The sequence below is a fragment of the Streptomyces sp. NPDC033270 genome (assembly GCF_055576575.1).
The window spans coordinates 156,950-173,176 of record NZ_JBVIRA010000011.1 but is presented as its reverse complement, the minus strand read 5'-3'; the positions used below and the strand labels follow the sequence as shown (position 1 = coordinate 173,176).

Sequence of the window (16,227 nt, the reverse complement as noted above, 5' to 3'; positions counted from 1 at the left end):
TCGACGAGACACACACGATCCGCCGGTCCCTGGACCTCCTTGGCGTTCTCTTGCTCCGAAACCCCCTGTACGAGGGGCCGACTCCGCCAGGATGTCGCGCGAAATCGCCTACCCCGAGGCAAGGGATCCCCACATGAGAAACACGGACATATCGCTGGACTGGATGGTTCCCGGCGCGCTGGCGCTCGGCGCCGTCATGGCCGCCGCGGCCCTGGTGGTACGCGGCAGGCGCGCCGCCGCCCAGGCCGGCGACGACTCCTGGGAGCGCAGCGAGGAGCGCCGCCGCCGCAAGGAGGCCGTCTTCGCCTCCGCCTCCTATCTGCTGCTGTTCTGCTGTGCCGCGGTCGCCGCCGCGCTGTCCTTCCACGGGCTGGTCGGCTTCGGTGTGCAAAACCTCAGCCTCTCCGGGGGCTGGGAGTATCTGGTGCCCTTCGGGCTCGACGGTGCGGCGATGTTCTGCTCCGTCCTGGCCGTACGGGAGGCCAGTCACGGCGACGCCGCGCTCGGCTCGCGCCTGTTGGTGTGGACGTTCGCGGGCGCCGCGGCCTGGTTCAACTGGGTGCACGCGCCGCGCGGCCTGGACCACGCGGGCGCCCCGCAGTTCTTCGCCGGCATGTCGCTGTCCGCCGCGGTCCTCTTCGACCGGGCGCTCAAACAGACCCGGCGAGCCGCGCTGCGCGAGCAGGGCCTGGTGCCCCGTCCGCTGCCGCAGATCCGGGTCGTACGCTGGCTGCGCGCGCCCCGCGAGACCTTCGCGGCCTGGTCGCTGATGCTGCTGGAAGGCGTGCGGTCGCTGGACGAGGCGGTCGAGGAGGTCCGTGAGGACCGACGCGAGAAGCACCTCAGCCGGCTGCGCAGACGCGAGCAGGGCAAGATCGACCGGGCCCGCATCAAGGCCATCAACCGGCAGCACCGGCACCGCTCCTGGAGCATCGGCCGGGGCGGCGGCCGCCAACTGGCAGTGACGTCCGCGTCGGCGGCCCCCGCGGAGGTCGCCGGCCCGGACTCCGCCATAGCCGGTGACTCGCCGTCACTTCCCACCGTAGAACTGCCCGTGCGCTCCCGCCCGGCCCTCAAGGCGGTATCGGGCGCTGACGCCGATGGCGTCGACGGCTCGGCCGGCCCGCGAGCCGTGGACCTCACCGCCGAGGACGACACCCAGACGCTGCCCCGCCTGGACTCCCTCGAGGAGAAACTCGCCGAGATCGAACGGCAGTTCGGCTGACCGGTGGCGGACCGCGCCGACCGACACCCCCGCATTCGGGTCAGGCCGGTCCGCCGCCCAGCTCGAACCACACGCACTTGCCCAGCCCCTCGGTGCGTATCCCCCAGGCGTCCGCCAAGGAGCGCACCAGCATCAGCCCCCGGCCGGACGTACCGTCCGCCGTCGCGGCGCGTACCTCGGGGCGCCCGGACGCACAGTCCCGCACCTCCACCCGCAGCCGGTCGCCGATCCGGGCCGTGACGACCGCTCCGCCCTCCGCGTGCACCAGGGCATTGGTGACCAATTCGCTGGTGAGCAGCGTCGCCACCTCCGTGAGCTCGCCACCGCCGGCCCAGCGGCTCAATAACTGCCGCAACTCCCGGCGCACCTCGCCGACCGCGCGCAGGTCCGCATGCCGCACCTTGCGCTCCAACACACCCGGCGCTCGCGCGGCGACTCCCCCGTTCCGGCCCCCCTCGGTCGTCCCCTGCTGTCTGTCCCGTTCCTCGCGCCGCACAGGCTGACGCATTCTCTCCCCCGCCCCCAACGAACATCGGCGCCCGGTCTCGAACAGCCTCACGGTCAGCATGCCCATCGGATCAGTCGCCATGCTTCCGCCCTCGCGCCCGCTCGCGGTACCCGGGCGCCGGGTGCGGCGGGCCGGGTTCCGGTGGGTATGCCTGAGCTGAGCCTGCCGTCGGTCCGGCCGGGCCCGGATGCGTCCACGACGAGCGTGAGGAGCCGCTGTGCACGACGACCGCCTGCTGGTGGAGGGGCGCCTGGAGCGGGCGCTGGGGCAGTTCATCCGGCCCGCGCAGTACGCCGCGCGGCTGCCGCTGCGGCTCGCCGTATGGCACGCGCCGGGAGTTGGGGTCTCCCCTGCTCGAGCGGATTCGAGAGCTTGGGGAACTGTGCCGGTGGAGGAGGCGTTGCGGGCCGGGTACGAGCCGTTCGCGGTCGGCGAAGCGTGGGGACCGCCGTGGTCGACGAGCTGGTTCCGGCTGGCGGGCGAGGTGCCGGACGACTGGGCGGGGCGCCGGGTGGAGGCCGTCATCGACCCCGGCTTCAGCGGCGACGGGCCGGGCTTCCAGGCGGAGGGCCTGGTGTACGACTCCGAGGGGGTGCCCCTCAAGGGCATCCATCCGCGCAACCGCCATGTCCCCGTCGGCTCCCCGGCCCGCGGCGGCGAGGAGGTGCGGCTGCTGCTGGAGGCCGCCGCGAACCCGGCGGTGCTGCGCGACTTTCGCCCCACCGACCTCGGCGACGTGCGCACCGCCCCCGACCGCCCGCTGTACCGCTTCGCCTCGGCCGATCTCGCGGTACTCGACGAAGGCGTCTGGCATCTGCTGCTCGACATCGAGGTGCTGTCGGAGCTGATGCACGAGCTGCCCCCCGACCGACCGCGCCGGCACGAGATCCTGCGGGCCCTGGAGGACATGCTGGACGCGCTGGATCTGCACGATGTCGGCGGCACCGCGGCCGCGGGCCGGGCCGCGCTCGGCGACGTACTGAGCCGGCCGGCCGCCGCCAGCGCCCACCGGGTGTCGGCCACCGGGCACGCCCACATCGACTCCGCCTGGCTCTGGCCGCTGCGCGAGACCGTGCGCAAGGCATCCCGCACCTTCGCCAATGTCACCCAACTCGCCGATGAGTACCCGGAGTTGCGGTTCTCCTGCTCCCAGGCGCAGCAGTACGCCTGGGTTCGGGACCACCAGCCGCACATCTGGGAACGCATCAAAGCGGCCGTCCGCGCCGGCAACTGGGTGCCGGTCGGTTCGATGTGGGTGGAGTCCGACGCCAACATGCCCGGCGGCGAGGCGCTGGCCCGGCAGCTCGTCCACGGCAAACGCTTCTTCCTGGAGGAGCTGGGGGTGGAGACCGAGGAGATCTGGCTGCCGGACTCCTTCGGCTACACCGCCGCCTTCCCCCAGCTGGCCCGGCTGGCCGGCGCGAAGTGGTTCCTCACCCAGAAGCTGTCGTGGAACCAGACCGACCGGATGCCGCACCACACCTTCTGGTGGGAGGGCATCGACGGCACCCGCGTCTTCACCCACTTCCCGCCGGTCGACACCTACAACGCCCAGTTCCACGCCCGTGAACTCGCCCACGCCGAACGGAACTTCGCCGACAAGGGCCGCGCCACCCGGTCCCTGGTCCCCTTCGGCTGGGGCGACGGCGGCGGCGGCCCGACCCGCGAGATGCTGGAGCGGGCCCGCCGGCTGCGCTCCCTGGAGGGCTCGCCCCGCGTCGAGATCGAGGCGCCGGCCCGGTTCTTCGCGTCCGCCCACGAGGAGTACGGGGCGGCAGCACCGGTCTGGTCGGGCGAGCTGTATCTGGAGTTCCACCGCGGTACGTACACCTCCCAGGCGAAGACCAAGCAGGGCAACCGGCGGTGCGAACACCTGCTGCGGGAGGCCGAGTTGTGGGCGGCGACGGCGGCGGTGCGCGCGGGCCACCCGTACCCGTACGACGCCCTCGACCGCCTCTGGAAGACCGTTCTGCTGCACCAGTTCCACGACATCCTGCCGGGCTCGTCCATCGCCTGGGTGCACCGCGAGGCCCGCGAGACCTACGCGGCGGTCGAGGCGGAGCTGACCGCGATCACCGAGGCCGCGATCGGGGCGCTGGGCGGGCCCGAGGAGGCGACCTGGCCGCCGACGGTGTTCAACGCCTCGCCCTACGACCGGGACGAGATCGTCGAACTGCCGGCCCGGGCAGCGGGCCCGGAGCCGGGCGGGCCCACCGCCGTCGCGGTGCACGTACCCGCGCTCGGATCCGCTGCCCTGCGCCCGCCCGGCCCCGACTCCCCCGCCCCGCCGCCCCCTCCCGTACGGACGAGCACCGACACCCACGGCACCCTCACCCTCGACAACGGCTTCCTCCGCGTCCGCGTCGACACCGACGGCCTGCTGGTCTCCGTACGCGATCTGCACGCCGGGCGGGAGATCCTGACGCCCGGCACGCGCGGCAATCTGCTGCAGCTGCACCCCGACCACCCCAACCAGTACGACGCCTGGGACCTGGACCGGCACTACCGCAACCGGCACACCGATCTGACCGACGCCGAGTCCGTCGAGCTGCAGCCGTGCGGGCCGCTGTCCGCCACGGTCCGGGTGACCAGGGCGTTCGGCGCGTCCCGCATCGTCCAGGACCTGACCCTGCGGGCCGGCTCGCGCCGTCTGGACATCCGCACCGACATCGACTGGCACGAGTCGGAGAAGGTCCTCAAGGCCGCGTTCCCCCTCGACGTGCACGCCGAACGGTCCACCGCCGAGATCCAGTTCGGGCATGTCCACCGCCCCACCCACACCAACACCAGCTGGGACGCCGCCCGCTTCGAGATCTGCGCCCACCGCTGGCTGTCCGTCGCCGAGCCCGGCTACGGCATCGCCCTGCTCAACGACTCGACATACGGCCACGACGTCACCCGCACCCCGCACCCGGACGGCCTGGGCACCACCGTCCGGCTGACCCTGCTGCGCGCACCGCGCAGCCCCGACCCCGAGACCGACCAGGGCCACCATCGCTTCGCCTACGCGCTGCTGCCGGGCGCCGGGCCCGGCGAGGCGGTCGCCGAGGGCCTGGCCCTCAACCTGCCGCTCCGCACCGCCACCACCGCACCGCCCGTCCCGCCGCTGATCCGCGTCGACCACCCGGCGATCACCGTCGAGTCGGTCAAGCTCGCCGAGGACCGCAGCGGGGATGTCGTGGTGCGGCTGTACGAGTCCCGCGGCGGCCGCGCCACCGGCACGCTCTCCCCCGGCTTCCCGCTCGCACGCGTCACCGTGACCGACCTGTTGGAGCGCCCCCTGCACGACGAGGAGGAGGGACCGACCTCGGATGTGACGCTCGCCCTGCGCCCCTTCCAGATCCTGACGCTACGGCTCCGCCCCCACCCGCCGACCCACGACTGACCTGGGGAAACGCCCTACATCCGGGGGATGTTGCGCAGGTTGGAACGGGCCATCTGCAGCATCCGGCCGACCCCGCCGTCCAGCACCATCTTCCCGGCCGACAGCGCGAAGCCGGACACCATCTCCGCGCTGATCTTCGGGGGGATGGACAGCGCGTGCGGATCGGTGACGACGTCGACCAGCGCCGGCCCCTTGTGCGCGAAGGCCTCGCGCAGCGCACCGCGCAGCTGCTTGGGCTTCTCCACCCGCACGCCGTGCGCGCCGGCCGCGCGGGCGATGGCCGCGAAGTCGGGGTTGCGGTTGGTCGTGCCGTACGACGGCAGGCCGGAGACCAGCATCTCCAACTCCACCATGGCCAGTGCGGAGTTGTTGAACAGCACCACCTTCACCGGCAGGTCGTACTGGACCAGGGTGAGGAAGTCGCCCATCAGCATGGCGAATCCGCCGTCGCCGGACATCGAGACGACCTGCCGCCCGCGGTCGAGGAACTGGGCGCCGATCGCCTGCGGCAGGGCGTTGGCCATCGAGCCGTGGCTGAACGAGCCGATCACCCGGCGGCGCCCGTTGGGGGTGAGGTAGCGGGCCGCCCAGACGTTGCACATGCCCGTGTCGACGGTGAAGACCGCGTCGTCGGCGGCCTCCTCGTCCAGGACGGCGGCGACGAACTCGGGGTGGATCGGGGTGCGCTTGTCCACCTTGCGGGTGTAGGCCTTGACCACGCCCTCCAGCGCGTCCGCGTGCTTCTTCAGCATCCGGTCCAGGAACGTGCGGTCGGTCTTCAGCCGGACCTTGGGGACCAGACACCGCAGCGTCTCGCGGACATCGCCCCACACGGCGAGGTCGAGCTGGGAGCGGCGGCCCAGGTGTTCGGGCCGGACATCGACCTGGACGATCTTGACGTCGTCGGGCAGGAAGGCGTTGTACGGGAAGTCCGTGCCGAGCAGGAGCAGCAGATCGCATCCGTGGGTGGCCTCGTAGGCCGCGCCGTAGCCCAGCAGCCCGCTCATGCCGACGTCGTAGGGGTTGTCGTACTGGATCCATTCCTTGCCGCGCAGCGCGTGCCCGACCGGGGACTTCACCCGCTCGGCGAACTCCATCACCTCGGAGTGCGCCCCCGCCGTGCCGCTGCCGCAGAACAGCGTGACCTTGCCCGCCTCGTCGATCAGGCGGGCCAGCCTGTCGATCTCGGCGTCTCCGGGACGTACCGAGGGGCGCGCGGTGACCAGGGCGTGCTCGATGGCGCGCTCGGGGGCCTGCTCGGCGGCGATGTCGCCGGGGAGGGAGACCACCGCGACGCCGCTTTGCCCGATGGCGTGCTGGATCGCGGTCTGCAGCACCCGCGGCATCTGCTGGGGGTTGGAGATCAGTTCGCTGTAGTGGCTGCACTCGGTGAACAGCCGGTCGGGGTGGGTCTCCTGGAAGAAGCTCGTGCCGATCTCGCTGGAGGGGATGTGCGAGGCCAGGGCGAGGACCGGGGCCATGGAGCGGTGCGCGTCGAAGAGGCCGTTGATCAGGTGGAGATTGCCCGGGCCGCAGGAACCCGCGCAGGCCGCGAGCGTGCCGGTGAGCTGCGCCTCCGCGCCGGCGGCGAACGCCGCGACCTCCTCGTGCCGGACCTGGATCCAGTCGATCGCGGAGTGTCGGCGGACGGCGTCCACCACCGGGTTCAGGCTGTCGCCGACGACCCCGTAGAGCCGCCGCACCCCCGCCCGCGACAGGATGTCCACGAACTGCTCGGCCACGGTCTGCTTCGCCATGTCGCGCTCGCTCCTTCGGCGGGGTGCGGGGTCGGGGCTCGGCTCCCGGGTCCCTCCCATGAACCCACGCGGGGCCCGGATGCGCCTCCGGGAGGGTCCGTGCCGAGGGCCCTACGACTCCCAGACCCCGACCGCCGTCCGGTCCTTCGTATGGCCCCTGGCGCGCAGTTGTGCGGTGGTGGTGAGGAAGGGGACCAGGCCCGGGGGCTCGGGGGCGGACCACTGGGCCGCCAGGCGGGCGGCGAGGTCGGGCTCCTGCTGGAGGGGTTCCGCCAGGCCGGCGCTGCACAGCAGCAGGGTGTCCCCCGGACGGCCGAACTCCGCCCGGAAGCGGAAGGGATCCGGCCGGTCGGTCGCGGCCGGCTCCAGGTCCTGCCAGGCGCCGTCGCGCAGCCGGAACAGTCCGCCCGCGCCGGCGCCGAAGAACACCCGGGTACGGCACTCCGGGTCGGCGGGCAGCAGGAGGCACCGCAGGGCCGCCGTGTAGTTCTCCGGCGCGGAGCCCAGGTCCAACGCCCGGGCGCGCAGCTTGCCGTAGGTACGGTCGGTGAGCCGCTGCAGGCCGGAGACGAGAGCGCCGCGATGGTCCGTACGGATGTCCTGGGCCAGTCGGGTGCAACTGCGACCGACCGCGCCGCCGATCCAGGCGCAGGCGTCGTGTGCGGCACGGTGGGCGCCTTCGACGGCCGGCGAACCGGTGGCGACGGCCACCAGGATCAGGGTGTGCCGGCCGGTGCCGAAGCGGGCGGTGAGCAGCGCGTCGCGGCGTGCCTCACCGCGGTAGCGGGCGGAGGCGCCGCGCTGCGAGGCGGCACGCAGGGTCAGCGAGCCGTATCGGGCGCCGTCCAGCACCGTGTCGGGCACCAGTTCGTCGAGCGCGCCGGGGTCGGCCGCGGGCAGCGCGACCGGCTCGGCGGCGGGCGACGACGGCACGCCCCAAGTGGGGGCGGGTGGGCGCGATCCCGGGCCGGTGGCCCGGAGCGGGATCGGCGCGGAGGGTTCGGGCGGCGGCGGGAGCGTCCTCGCGGGCGGTTCGGACCGCGCGGGCGGGACCGCCCGCCCCGGTGCCCCGACCGCCCGCAGCGCCGACTCCACCCGGTCGTCGAGGGTGTCCGAGGCGTCGGCCGGACCCGCGTCGCCCACGGCGCCGCGCCCCGGGGCCTCGCCGGCCGCGCCCTCCCCGCCTCCCTCTCCGTACAACTGCCGCCACCAGTCGTCCTCTTGGCCGCGTCGTGCCCCCTGCTGATTCATGGGCCGTATTGTTCCTGGGCGGTGGTCGCCGAAACAGGGCGCGCATCGGCGTGCGCACCCCCGGCAAGCGCTTCGGGGCCGCATCCGGCAGGCTTGGGCCATGGAAGAGCGCCACGTACGGCACGTCACGGGGGGTGCGGTCGGCGCATGAGTGCCTGGCAGCTGGTCGCGGTGGGGGCGGTCATGCTGCTCGGACTGTTCGGTGTGCTGGTACCCGGCATCCCGGGGCCGCTGATCGTGTGGGCCGGTGTGCTGTGGTGGGCGCTGACCGAGACGACCACCGCGGCCTGGACGGTGCTGTTCGGCGCCACCGTCCTCCTGCTCCTCAACCAGGCGGTGAAATGGCTGCTGCCGGCCCGCGATCTGCGGGCCGCGGGCGCGCCGTACCGCACGCTGTTCCTGGCCGGCACCGCCGGCATCGTGGGCTTCTTCGTGGTCCCGGTCATCGGCGGTCCGCTGGGCGCGATCGGCGGCCTCTACCTGCTGGAACGGGTCCGGCTCGGCGGCCACGGCGACGCCTGGGCCTCGACGCGTACGGCCATGCGCGCCATCGGGCTGAGCGTACTGATCGAGTTGTTCGCCTGTCTGCTGGTGGTCGGGGCGTGGACCGGGGCGGTGGTCACGGGCTGAGGGACGGCCGCCGAGGCCACTGCACGACCGGTGGCGAGGGGTCACCCGGCCCGGACGGCGGCGGCGTACCCGGCCGGCTCGGGCACCGCGTCCGGCTGCGCGCCCCCTGGTGCTCCGCCCCCGGGCAGCTCACCCACCGGGAGCAGCTCGGCGCTCCACAGATGGTGCAGGGCGTACGCCCCCCAGGGCCGCCACGCCGCGGCCGCCTCCGCACCCATCCGCTCCCGCGCCGCCCCGGTCCCCACGTCCGGGTCCCCCAGGGCCCGCATCCTGATGTACGCGGCCGCGCGCGGGCCGACCGCGGGCAGTGCGGCCAGTGTCCGCTCGGCCGCGTCCCGGTCGGCGCCCGCGTCCAGCACGACCACCCCGTCGGCGAGCGCCGCGCACAGTGTCCGCACCGGCTCCGCGACCTCCCCGCCCGTCAGCTCCGCGGGCGTCGGGAAGAGGTGGGTCAGGCCGCCGTCCGCGGCGTCCAGCGGCTTTCCGTACGCCCGCACCAGAGCGGCGGCGCGCGTCGGCGGACCGCCGAGCACGATCCGTACGGCCAGCTCCTCGGGGTCCGCGGCACCGGGCGCACGCAGCCCCGGGCGCGCGGTCACCAGCGGCCCGAGCAGCGGATCGGGGCCGAGCCGCTCGGCGACGGCGTACGGATCGGCGTCCAGGTCGAACAGCCGGCGCATCCGCTGGACGGCCGTCGGCAGGTCCCGCAGGTCGGTCAGCCGCAGCCGGCACTCCAGCCACCCCCCGTCCGTCCCCCGCGCGGCCGGGCACACCAGGCCGGCCGGCGGCCGGCGCCGCCCGCGCGGCCCGGCGGGCTCGTCGACCTCGGCGATCGCGCTGCCGTAGTCGAGCCGCAGCGTGCGGCGGTACGTGCGCGAGCCGCGGCCGCCGCGGATCTCCTCGACCCCCGGTACCGCCCGTACCTGCAGGAAGTCGAAGACCTCGGCCGCCGCGTACGGCCCGCGGTGGGCGAGTCGCAGCGGAATGCCGCCGAGCGCCGCCGGGCTCCCGGGCTCTGCTCCGACCCCGGCGCCTGCCCCGGCACCTGCCCCGCCGCTGCCGCGCCCGCGCCCGACCGCGGCCCGCAGCTCGCTCGGCGTCCCCGCGTAGATCTCCCGCATCGTGTCGTTGAACTGGCGGATGCTGGCGAATCCGGCCGCGAACGCCAGCTCGGTGACCGGCAGCCGGGTGGTCTGCAGCAGCACCCGCGCGGTGTACGCCCGGCGGGCCCGGGCCAGCGCCACCGGTCCGGCGCCGAGCTCGGCCGTCAGCTGCCGCTGCACCTGACGCGGGCTGTAGCCCAGCCGCCGGGCAAGCCCTCCGACGCCCTCCCGGTCGACCACGCCGTCCCCGATGAACCGCATGGCCCGGCCCACCAGATCGGCCCGCACGTTCCACTCCGCCGAACCGGGCACGGCGTCCGGCCGGCACCTGCGGCAGGCCCGGAACCCCGCCGCCTGCGCGGCGGCGGCCGACGGGAGGAACCGCACGTTCACCCGTTTGGGCGTGACCGCCGGGCAACTCGGCCGGCAGTAGATACCGGTCGTCACCACCGCGAAGAAGAACTCCCCGTCGAACCGCCCGTCCCGACTGGACACCGCTTCGTACCTGGCCTCATCGTCCATCACACCCCCAGTGTCCGCCGCGCCGGGCGCCATGACTGGCGGGAATCGGACATGGCGTTCGGGGGGCGGCCGGCCCCACCGACCGGCCCCACCGGCCGGCCCCCCGAAGGCGACAGCGGGAGGCCGCTCACCTCACCTCACCTCACCTCCGCGCTCCCCGCTTCCGCTCGCCCATGTGCCGCCCCAGCGCCTGCTTCTGCTTCCAGTCCCGCCGGATCTCGGCGCGCAGCCGGGCGTCCGTCTTCGCCACGATGCGCTGGTTCTCGCGCAGCAGCTTCCGGTAACTCTCCAGCCGCCGGACGGGCAACTCCCCGTGCTCCACCGCCTCTTGTACGGCGCAGCCGGGCTCGGCCTGATGGGCGCAGTCCTGGAAGCGGCACTCCTGGGCCAGCTCCTCGACGTCCGCGAAGGTCCGGGCGAGCCCACCTTGCGCGTCCCACATCCCGACGCCGCGCAGACCGGGCGTATCGATCAGCACCCCGCCGCCGGGCAGCGCATGCAGATCCCGGGTGGTCGTGGTGTGCCGCCCCTTGCCGTCCCGGTCGCGGATCGCCTGGACGACCTGCACGTCCTCGCCGACCAGGCCGTTGGCCAGCGTGGACTTGCCCGCGCCGGACTGCCCCAGCAGCACGGACGTCCCCCCGGAGAGCACGGCGGACAGCACGTCCAGCCCCTCCCCTGTCGCCGAACTGACCGCCAGCACCTGCACACCGGGCGCCACCGACTCGGCATCCGCCACGAGGTGCGCCAGTCCGTCCGGCTCCCCGGCCAGATCCGCCTTGGTCAGCGCCACGAGCGGCTCGGCACCGCTCTCCCAGGCCAGTGAGACGAACCGTTCGATACGCCCGAGATCCAGCGCATCGGCCAGCGACACCGCGATCACCGCGTGATCGACGTTCGCGGCCAGGATCTGCCCGTCGGAACGCTTGGACGAGGCAGACCGCACAAACGACGTACGCCGCGGCAGCAACGCCCGCACCACACCGTCGACATGGTCGCCCACCCGGCCGTTCTCCAGGTCGATGACGGCCCAGTCGCCGGTGCACGGCACCCGCAGGGGATCACTGGTCGCCACCAGCGCGGTGTCGGCGAGCACGGTACGGACGCCGGCCCCCTCGGCCACGACGGCGTCCACCCGCCCGCGGTCCACGCGGACGATCCGGCCGGGCACGAACCCCTGCCCGGCGAAGGGGGTGAAGCTCTCCGCGAACCCCTCGTCCCAGCCGTAGCCGGTCAGCGGGTGCGCAGCGGAAAGGTTGAACTCGAACAACGGGATGACCCTTCGAGAGGAAGCGGCCCCGGCTCCGTGCACAGCACACCACGCACAGCGCGCAACGCACGGAAAATGCAGTGAGGTGACGTGAAGTCAGCCGGAGACCGCGGGGATGAGAGTGATGGTCTTCTGAATGCGGGCAGCGCCCACCGCAATGACAGTCATCAGTACTCACCTCCGGGATTCCTCAACGGCCGAACAACGGCAGCTTCGGGCCGCCGTCAAGAACGTCTCCGAGCCTAGAGCAGCGGCCGGCAGCGGCGCCAACCCTTTTCCCCACGCCCCTTGCACAGCCTTCCTTCGTCGGCCTCATCCCGGCCGCATGCTGGGCAGATGGAGTCGCCCTCTTCTAAGGTCATCGCATGAACGATCGCGTAGGCGGAGCGCCGGATCCGTTAGCTCGGACGCTGCGTCGCCTCGTGGGTGACGCAGTCTGGACAGACATGCTGGAGCAGTCATTCGAGCGTCGGCATCCCGCCGGTGGCACATTGCTACGGCAGGGTGAGCCCGGCACTCATGTGCTCGCGCTGCGTAGTGGGGTCGCCAAGGTGATCCGGCGAGAGCGGAGCGGAGATCTCACCCTGCTAGCGTTTCGCGGTCCCGGCGAACTGCTTGGTGAAGTGGCGGTGTTGGACGACGAGGTGCGTTCGGCAAGCGTCCAGGCGATCTCGCACTGCTCGGTCGCCGTCCTGAGCAAGACGCAATTCCTGCGGCTCGCCACTGACCGTGACCTGTTTCCCGTGCTGGTGCGTTACGCCCTTGGCAGGCTGAGGGAGTCGGACCGCGATCGCGGTGGTGGTGACGTCCTCACGCGCCTGACGGCGTCCTTGGTGAACCTGGCTGATATCTCCGGGCATTCCGCCATCCCGCGGGGGCGGCGTCTGGAGCTTGCCGTGACTCGGGGCGAACTCGCCCAGCACCTGCGAGTGTCGCGCAACACGGTCACCGCGTGCCTCTCCGAACTCGAGCCCCTCCACGTTCATACAGGGCGCAAGCGCATCTTCATCGATGATCTGCCCGCTCTGCGGCAGGCGGCCGCGGGTCTCCACAACTGAGGCCACAACGTCTGGTCAACGGGGACCACGCACCTCCTGTGATGCCCGTCACTGTCTTTCCGCACTGAGTGGGCACACCTCGATACGCATCCCCGCGAAGCTCGGATGCACACAGTCCGTAGGGGAAAGCCAAGGAGTCCTGATGTCGCAGTTCCGCCAGCCTCTGCCCGAAGCCAGTGTCATGCCCCACACCCGGAGCCGCCGCCTTCCGCCCTACCGAGGGATCGTGGCCGTCGACGCCAAGGACTTCACCGGCTATCCCGCCATCGAGCATGGAGCGATCAGCCAGGCCATCCCGCAACTGCTCCAGCGGGCGTTCGAGCGCGCTGGAATCGCGGACGTCTGGAAGGATCAGAGGTTCCCCGCGTCCACGGGCGACGGGTACGTTTTTGGCTTCGATCCGGCGTGGATGCCGTTCGTGATCCATCCATGGCTCCACACTCTCCAGGACGTGCTCGCCGAATTCACCGTGCACTCGACGGGGGCGGTGCGTATCCGGCTCCGGGTCAGCCTCCATATCGGGCCGCTGCCCGACTCGGGAGGTGAGTTCGACGGCAACGGAACACCGCGCAACGACACCCACCGGCTGCTCGACTCCCGCCCGGTCAAGGCCATGCTGGCCGCCTCCAACGAGAACATCACCCAAGTCGCCGCCATCCTCTCCGACCGCTGCTACCAGGACGCGGTGGCGAGCGGATACACCGGGCGGCACCCCGACCACTTCATCGAGGTGCCAGCGACCGTCGAGGGCAAGCGATTCGATCAGCGGGCCTGGTTGTACGTGCCAGCCCCCTCAGGCAATCTCTACGACCGCCGCATCCTGGGGGACCGGGTGGTGGAGGACCAGGAGGCTCGGCGTGAAGATGACGGCGGTGACCGTCGAACGGCCCGGCGCACGGCGGTATACCGATCGATGACGAACCGGGCTGACGGGGGGAACCTGAATACCGGCACCGTGCACGGCGGTCAGAGTGTCAGCAACATCGACGTCGGCGGCGATTACGTCGGCGGCAATAAGGCAGGCACGGTCCACGGCAACCAGGGGGACACGGTCCAGGGCGACAAGAACGAAGGCCATCGGTGAGCGCCCAGGAGCGCTCGCCCGATGCGGCCAATGCTCAGAGTGAGCCCTCCCTCCGAGATGGTCCCAAGGGCCCGACTGCGCCCGTGGAAGAGAGCGACCTCGACTACGAGGACTTCGAAGACGGATTCGCCGACCCGACCGGCACCCGCGTGACCACGGCACGGCGCTACGCCATCTACGCCCCGGGCGCGAACATCAATGCCGGTTCCGTGCACGGCAATCAACACGTGGAGAACGTCGGTGGGGTGACCGGCCCTGGCGGGCGGCGCGTGGAGGCGCACGAGGGGCCCATCTCCGCACTGGAAATCCTGAACGCCCAGGCGGGATTCGCGGAACCCGACTGGTTCCCCAGCGCGCTGGCGGAACTCGGCACCGGCGTCCTGTTCCTCGTCGGAGAGCCCGGTACCGGACGCCGAACGGCGGCACTGAACCTGTTGTGCCCTAGTAGCAGCGACAGCATGAATCTGCGAGCGCTCGACAGCGATGTGGACCTGTCGTCTTGGCGCCCGACCCACGCCGGAACCCGCGGCTATCTCGTATACGGTCTGCTGCCCAAGCACCCTCTTGGGCCTGCGGTGATCGCCAACCTGCGCCGCCTGTTGAGCGACTCCGGCGCCCGCATGGTGATCGTGCTGCCCGACGAACCAGAGCTTGTGCGCAGCCTGTCGCGTGACCTCCATGTGTCCCCTGTGCGGTGTGTGCCCCCGCCGCCCCGCGCCGTCTTCCACTCTCGTTTCGAGTCTGCCGTACCGAGTCCGACAGAGCGTGACCGGCTGCTGGCCCAGCTGGAGCCGGGCCTGCTGGACGAGTTGCTGACTTCTGAGTTGGTCCCGGCGCAGGTTGCCGAACTGGTCACCACGGTGAGCAGAGCAGAGGACGATGGGCCGGGCTTCGCCGACCTTCGAGAACGCCTGAGTTTCCTCGCGGAGGGCGAGGCACCGGACCTGATCAAGAAGCTCCGTGACGACCCTGACGGACTCGCCTTCCTCCTGGCGACCTGCGTCTTCGAGGGGCTGGACCACAGGATTGTCAGGGAAGAAGCGGAACGGCTCCTCCTACTCGCGGAGGGGCGCCTGGATTCCGTGCTGCCGGAGAGCGACGATCGCGAGAGCAGTCACGGTCCATCACGTCGCCAGGGCGGTCCGCGGCCCAATCCACAGTTCGTCTTCCGGCGGTCGCTGGACGACCTGCTACGGATGGTGCGGGCGCAGTGTGCGCCTAAGGAGGTGAGGGCGGGCTCCGGCTACACCTACGCGGTGGAACCGGTGAGGTTCACCCGGCACCGGCAGGGGGAGGCCGTGCTGCGGCATGTCTGGCGGCAGTACGGCCAGTTGTCCGGTCTGCTGACGGACTGGATGAACAACCTTCCAGTGAACGACCGCGAGTTGGCAGAGCCCGTGGGCCGGGCCATGGGCATGGCTGCGGGGTGGGGCGGCGGCCGCCGGGCATTCCGGCATATCCGCAAGCTGGCCGACTCCGATCGTGTGACCAGCCGCACAACCGCCGCGTACGCACTGGGCATGGCGGCGCAGGATCCGGTCCTGGCGAGCGAGGTCAAGCATCACCTCAGCGATTGGAGTACGAGGGCCAGCTGGCGACTGCGCTCCACGGTTGCGTATGCCTGCGGGACGGACTTCGGAGCTTCCCGGCCCGATTTGGCGCTGCGACTGCTGCAAAGTGCCTACCGGGGACTTGAGGGTAACGAGTACACCGTCGGTACGGCCGTCCGCCGTGCTCTGCGCGAACTCTTCGCAGCAGGCAGTCAGCAGACAGTCTTCCGCCACCTCGCCACATGGTCCGATCGTGAGGGACCCGAAGCGCAGCTGTCGCTCTGGGCCTTTCCGTATCTGCTACGGGAGCCCACATGGTTCCAGGAACAGCTGCTCACCGTAGGAGGGTTCACCGAGAAGTTCATCGACCTCGTCCACCGGGCGCTGAACGACGACGGGCTGTTCGATGCCACGTGCAGCGCACTGATCAGCTGGTGCCGCCTGGCCGCCTGGGACGAGCGGCAGCGTACGGCCGTGGAGACATTGCTCACCGCACTCGCGCAGGAGATGCGACACGGTGTCCTGCGTCTCTTCGTCGTAATGGACCGGGACGACACCCCCGAACTCGCCGGACGGCACATCGCCCGCCACGCGTTGGACGCCTGGCGGAAGGGCGAGTCGCGACAGTCCAGCGCCACATCCCCGCATGGAGGAAGAGATGAACACTGACAGCAACAAGCCTGTCTATGCCCATGCTGCGCACGCGCCTTGGCGAGAGATCCTGAAGCAGCGCTGGTCGGGTCGACTGGACCGTGCCCTGGTGCTGCGGGACCCGAGCGGCGGCTACCACCTGGTGGTGGGGGGGGGGGGGGGGGGGGGGGGGGGGGGGGGGGGGGGGAGGGGGGGGGGAGGGGGGGGGAAAAAAGGAGAGGAAGGAGAAGAGA

At 71.9% G+C, this 16,227-nt stretch carries 11 protein-coding genes; 6 read left to right on the top strand and 5 right to left on the bottom strand.

Going from position 1 to position 16,227, the window contains the following annotated elements; genetic code table 11:
• Positions 1 to 133 precede the first annotated feature (133 nt).
• Entirely contained in the window at positions 134 to 1,225 is a 1,092-nt protein-coding gene (locus tag ACZ5XZ_RS17860; RefSeq protein WP_468978915.1) for a DUF2637 domain-containing protein, read from the top strand.
• A gap of 40 nt (positions 1,226 to 1,265) precedes the next feature.
• Here the strand turns inward: ACZ5XZ_RS17860 and ACZ5XZ_RS17855 are convergent, their stop codons facing one another.
• Positions 1,266 to 1,625, bottom strand: coding sequence for an ATP-binding protein (locus ACZ5XZ_RS17855; RefSeq protein WP_468978912.1), 360 nt, complete (start codon positions 1,623 to 1,625; stop codon positions 1,266 to 1,268).
• Between the two features lie 325 nt (positions 1,626 to 1,950).
• Here ACZ5XZ_RS17855 and ACZ5XZ_RS17850 point away from each other — a divergent pair, with 325 nt between their 5' ends.
• Complete coding sequence (locus ACZ5XZ_RS17850) at positions 1,951 to 5,118, top strand: alpha-mannosidase (RefSeq protein WP_468978910.1); 3,168 nt, start codon at positions 1,951 to 1,953, stop codon at positions 5,116 to 5,118.
• 14 nt (positions 5,119 to 5,132) lie between these two features.
• On the opposite strand, the gene ACZ5XZ_RS17845 is transcribed toward ACZ5XZ_RS17850, so the two are convergent.
• Complete coding sequence (locus ACZ5XZ_RS17845) at positions 5,133 to 6,875, bottom strand: pyruvate dehydrogenase (RefSeq protein ID WP_468978908.1); 1,743 nt, start codon at positions 6,873 to 6,875, stop codon at positions 5,133 to 5,135.
• 111 nt (positions 6,876 to 6,986) lie between these two features.
• Positions 6,987 to 8,126: a protein phosphatase 2C domain-containing protein gene (locus ACZ5XZ_RS17840; RefSeq protein WP_468978905.1), complete on the bottom strand. Its 1,140-nt coding sequence runs from the start codon at positions 8,124 to 8,126 to the stop codon at positions 6,987 to 6,989.
• Positions 8,127 to 8,273: 147 nt separating this feature from the next.
• Between ACZ5XZ_RS17840 and ACZ5XZ_RS17835 the strand changes: the two genes are divergently transcribed.
• Positions 8,274 to 8,756, top strand: coding sequence for a DUF456 domain-containing protein (locus ACZ5XZ_RS17835; RefSeq protein WP_468978902.1), 483 nt, complete (start codon positions 8,274 to 8,276; stop codon positions 8,754 to 8,756).
• Positions 8,757 to 8,797: 41 nt separating this feature from the next.
• Here ACZ5XZ_RS17835 and ACZ5XZ_RS17830 read toward each other — a convergent pair whose 3' ends face one another.
• Positions 8,798 to 10,381: a DNA-3-methyladenine glycosylase 2 family protein gene (locus ACZ5XZ_RS17830; protein WP_468979057.1), complete on the bottom strand. Its 1,584-nt coding sequence runs from the start codon at positions 10,379 to 10,381 to the stop codon at positions 8,798 to 8,800.
• A 142-nt stretch (positions 10,382 to 10,523) separates the two neighbouring features.
• A complete protein-coding gene (rsgA, locus tag ACZ5XZ_RS17825) occupies positions 10,524 to 11,651 on the bottom strand; it encodes a ribosome small subunit-dependent GTPase A (protein WP_468978900.1) in 1,128 nt (375 codons plus the stop codon).
• 365 nt (positions 11,652 to 12,016) lie between these two features.
• Here rsgA and ACZ5XZ_RS17820 point away from each other — a divergent pair, with 365 nt between their 5' ends.
• From ACZ5XZ_RS17820 to ACZ5XZ_RS17810, 3 genes are all read left to right on the top strand, one after another.
• A complete protein-coding gene (locus tag ACZ5XZ_RS17820) occupies positions 12,017 to 12,709 on the top strand; it encodes a Crp/Fnr family transcriptional regulator (RefSeq protein WP_468978899.1) in 693 nt (230 codons plus the stop codon).
• Between the two features lie 142 nt (positions 12,710 to 12,851).
• Complete coding sequence (locus ACZ5XZ_RS17815) at positions 12,852 to 13,793, top strand: hypothetical protein (protein WP_468978897.1); 942 nt, start codon at positions 12,852 to 12,854, stop codon at positions 13,791 to 13,793.
• Positions 13,790 to 16,012 (top strand): hypothetical protein, encoded by a 2,223-nt coding sequence (locus tag ACZ5XZ_RS17810; RefSeq protein WP_468978895.1) that lies wholly within the window; start codon positions 13,790 to 13,792, stop codon positions 16,010 to 16,012. The genes ACZ5XZ_RS17815 and ACZ5XZ_RS17810 overlap by 4 nt, the downstream gene beginning before the upstream one ends.
• Positions 16,013 to 16,227: the final 215 nt, after the last annotated feature.

Excerpts from the sequence above, each read along its gene's own strand:
- ACZ5XZ_RS17830 (WP_468979057.1), bottom strand. The coding sequence starts at position 10,381 with ATGGACGATGAGGCCAGGTACGAAGCGGTGTCCAGTCGGGACGGGCGG.
- ACZ5XZ_RS17845 (WP_468978908.1), bottom strand. The coding sequence starts at position 6,875 with ATGGCGAAGCAGACCGTGGCCGAGCAGTTCGTGGACATCCTGTCGCGG.
- ACZ5XZ_RS17860 (WP_468978915.1), top strand. The coding sequence starts at position 134 with ATGAGAAACACGGACATATCGCTGGACTGGATGGTTCCCGGCGCGCTG.
- ACZ5XZ_RS17840 (WP_468978905.1), bottom strand. The coding sequence starts at position 8,126 with ATGAATCAGCAGGGGGCACGACGCGGCCAAGAGGACGACTGGTGGCGG.
- ACZ5XZ_RS17815 (WP_468978897.1), top strand. The coding sequence starts at position 12,852 with ATGTCGCAGTTCCGCCAGCCTCTGCCCGAAGCCAGTGTCATGCCCCAC.
- ACZ5XZ_RS17835 (WP_468978902.1), top strand. The coding sequence starts at position 8,274 with ATGAGTGCCTGGCAGCTGGTCGCGGTGGGGGCGGTCATGCTGCTCGGA.
- ACZ5XZ_RS17820 (WP_468978899.1), top strand. The coding sequence starts at position 12,017 with ATGAACGATCGCGTAGGCGGAGCGCCGGATCCGTTAGCTCGGACGCTG.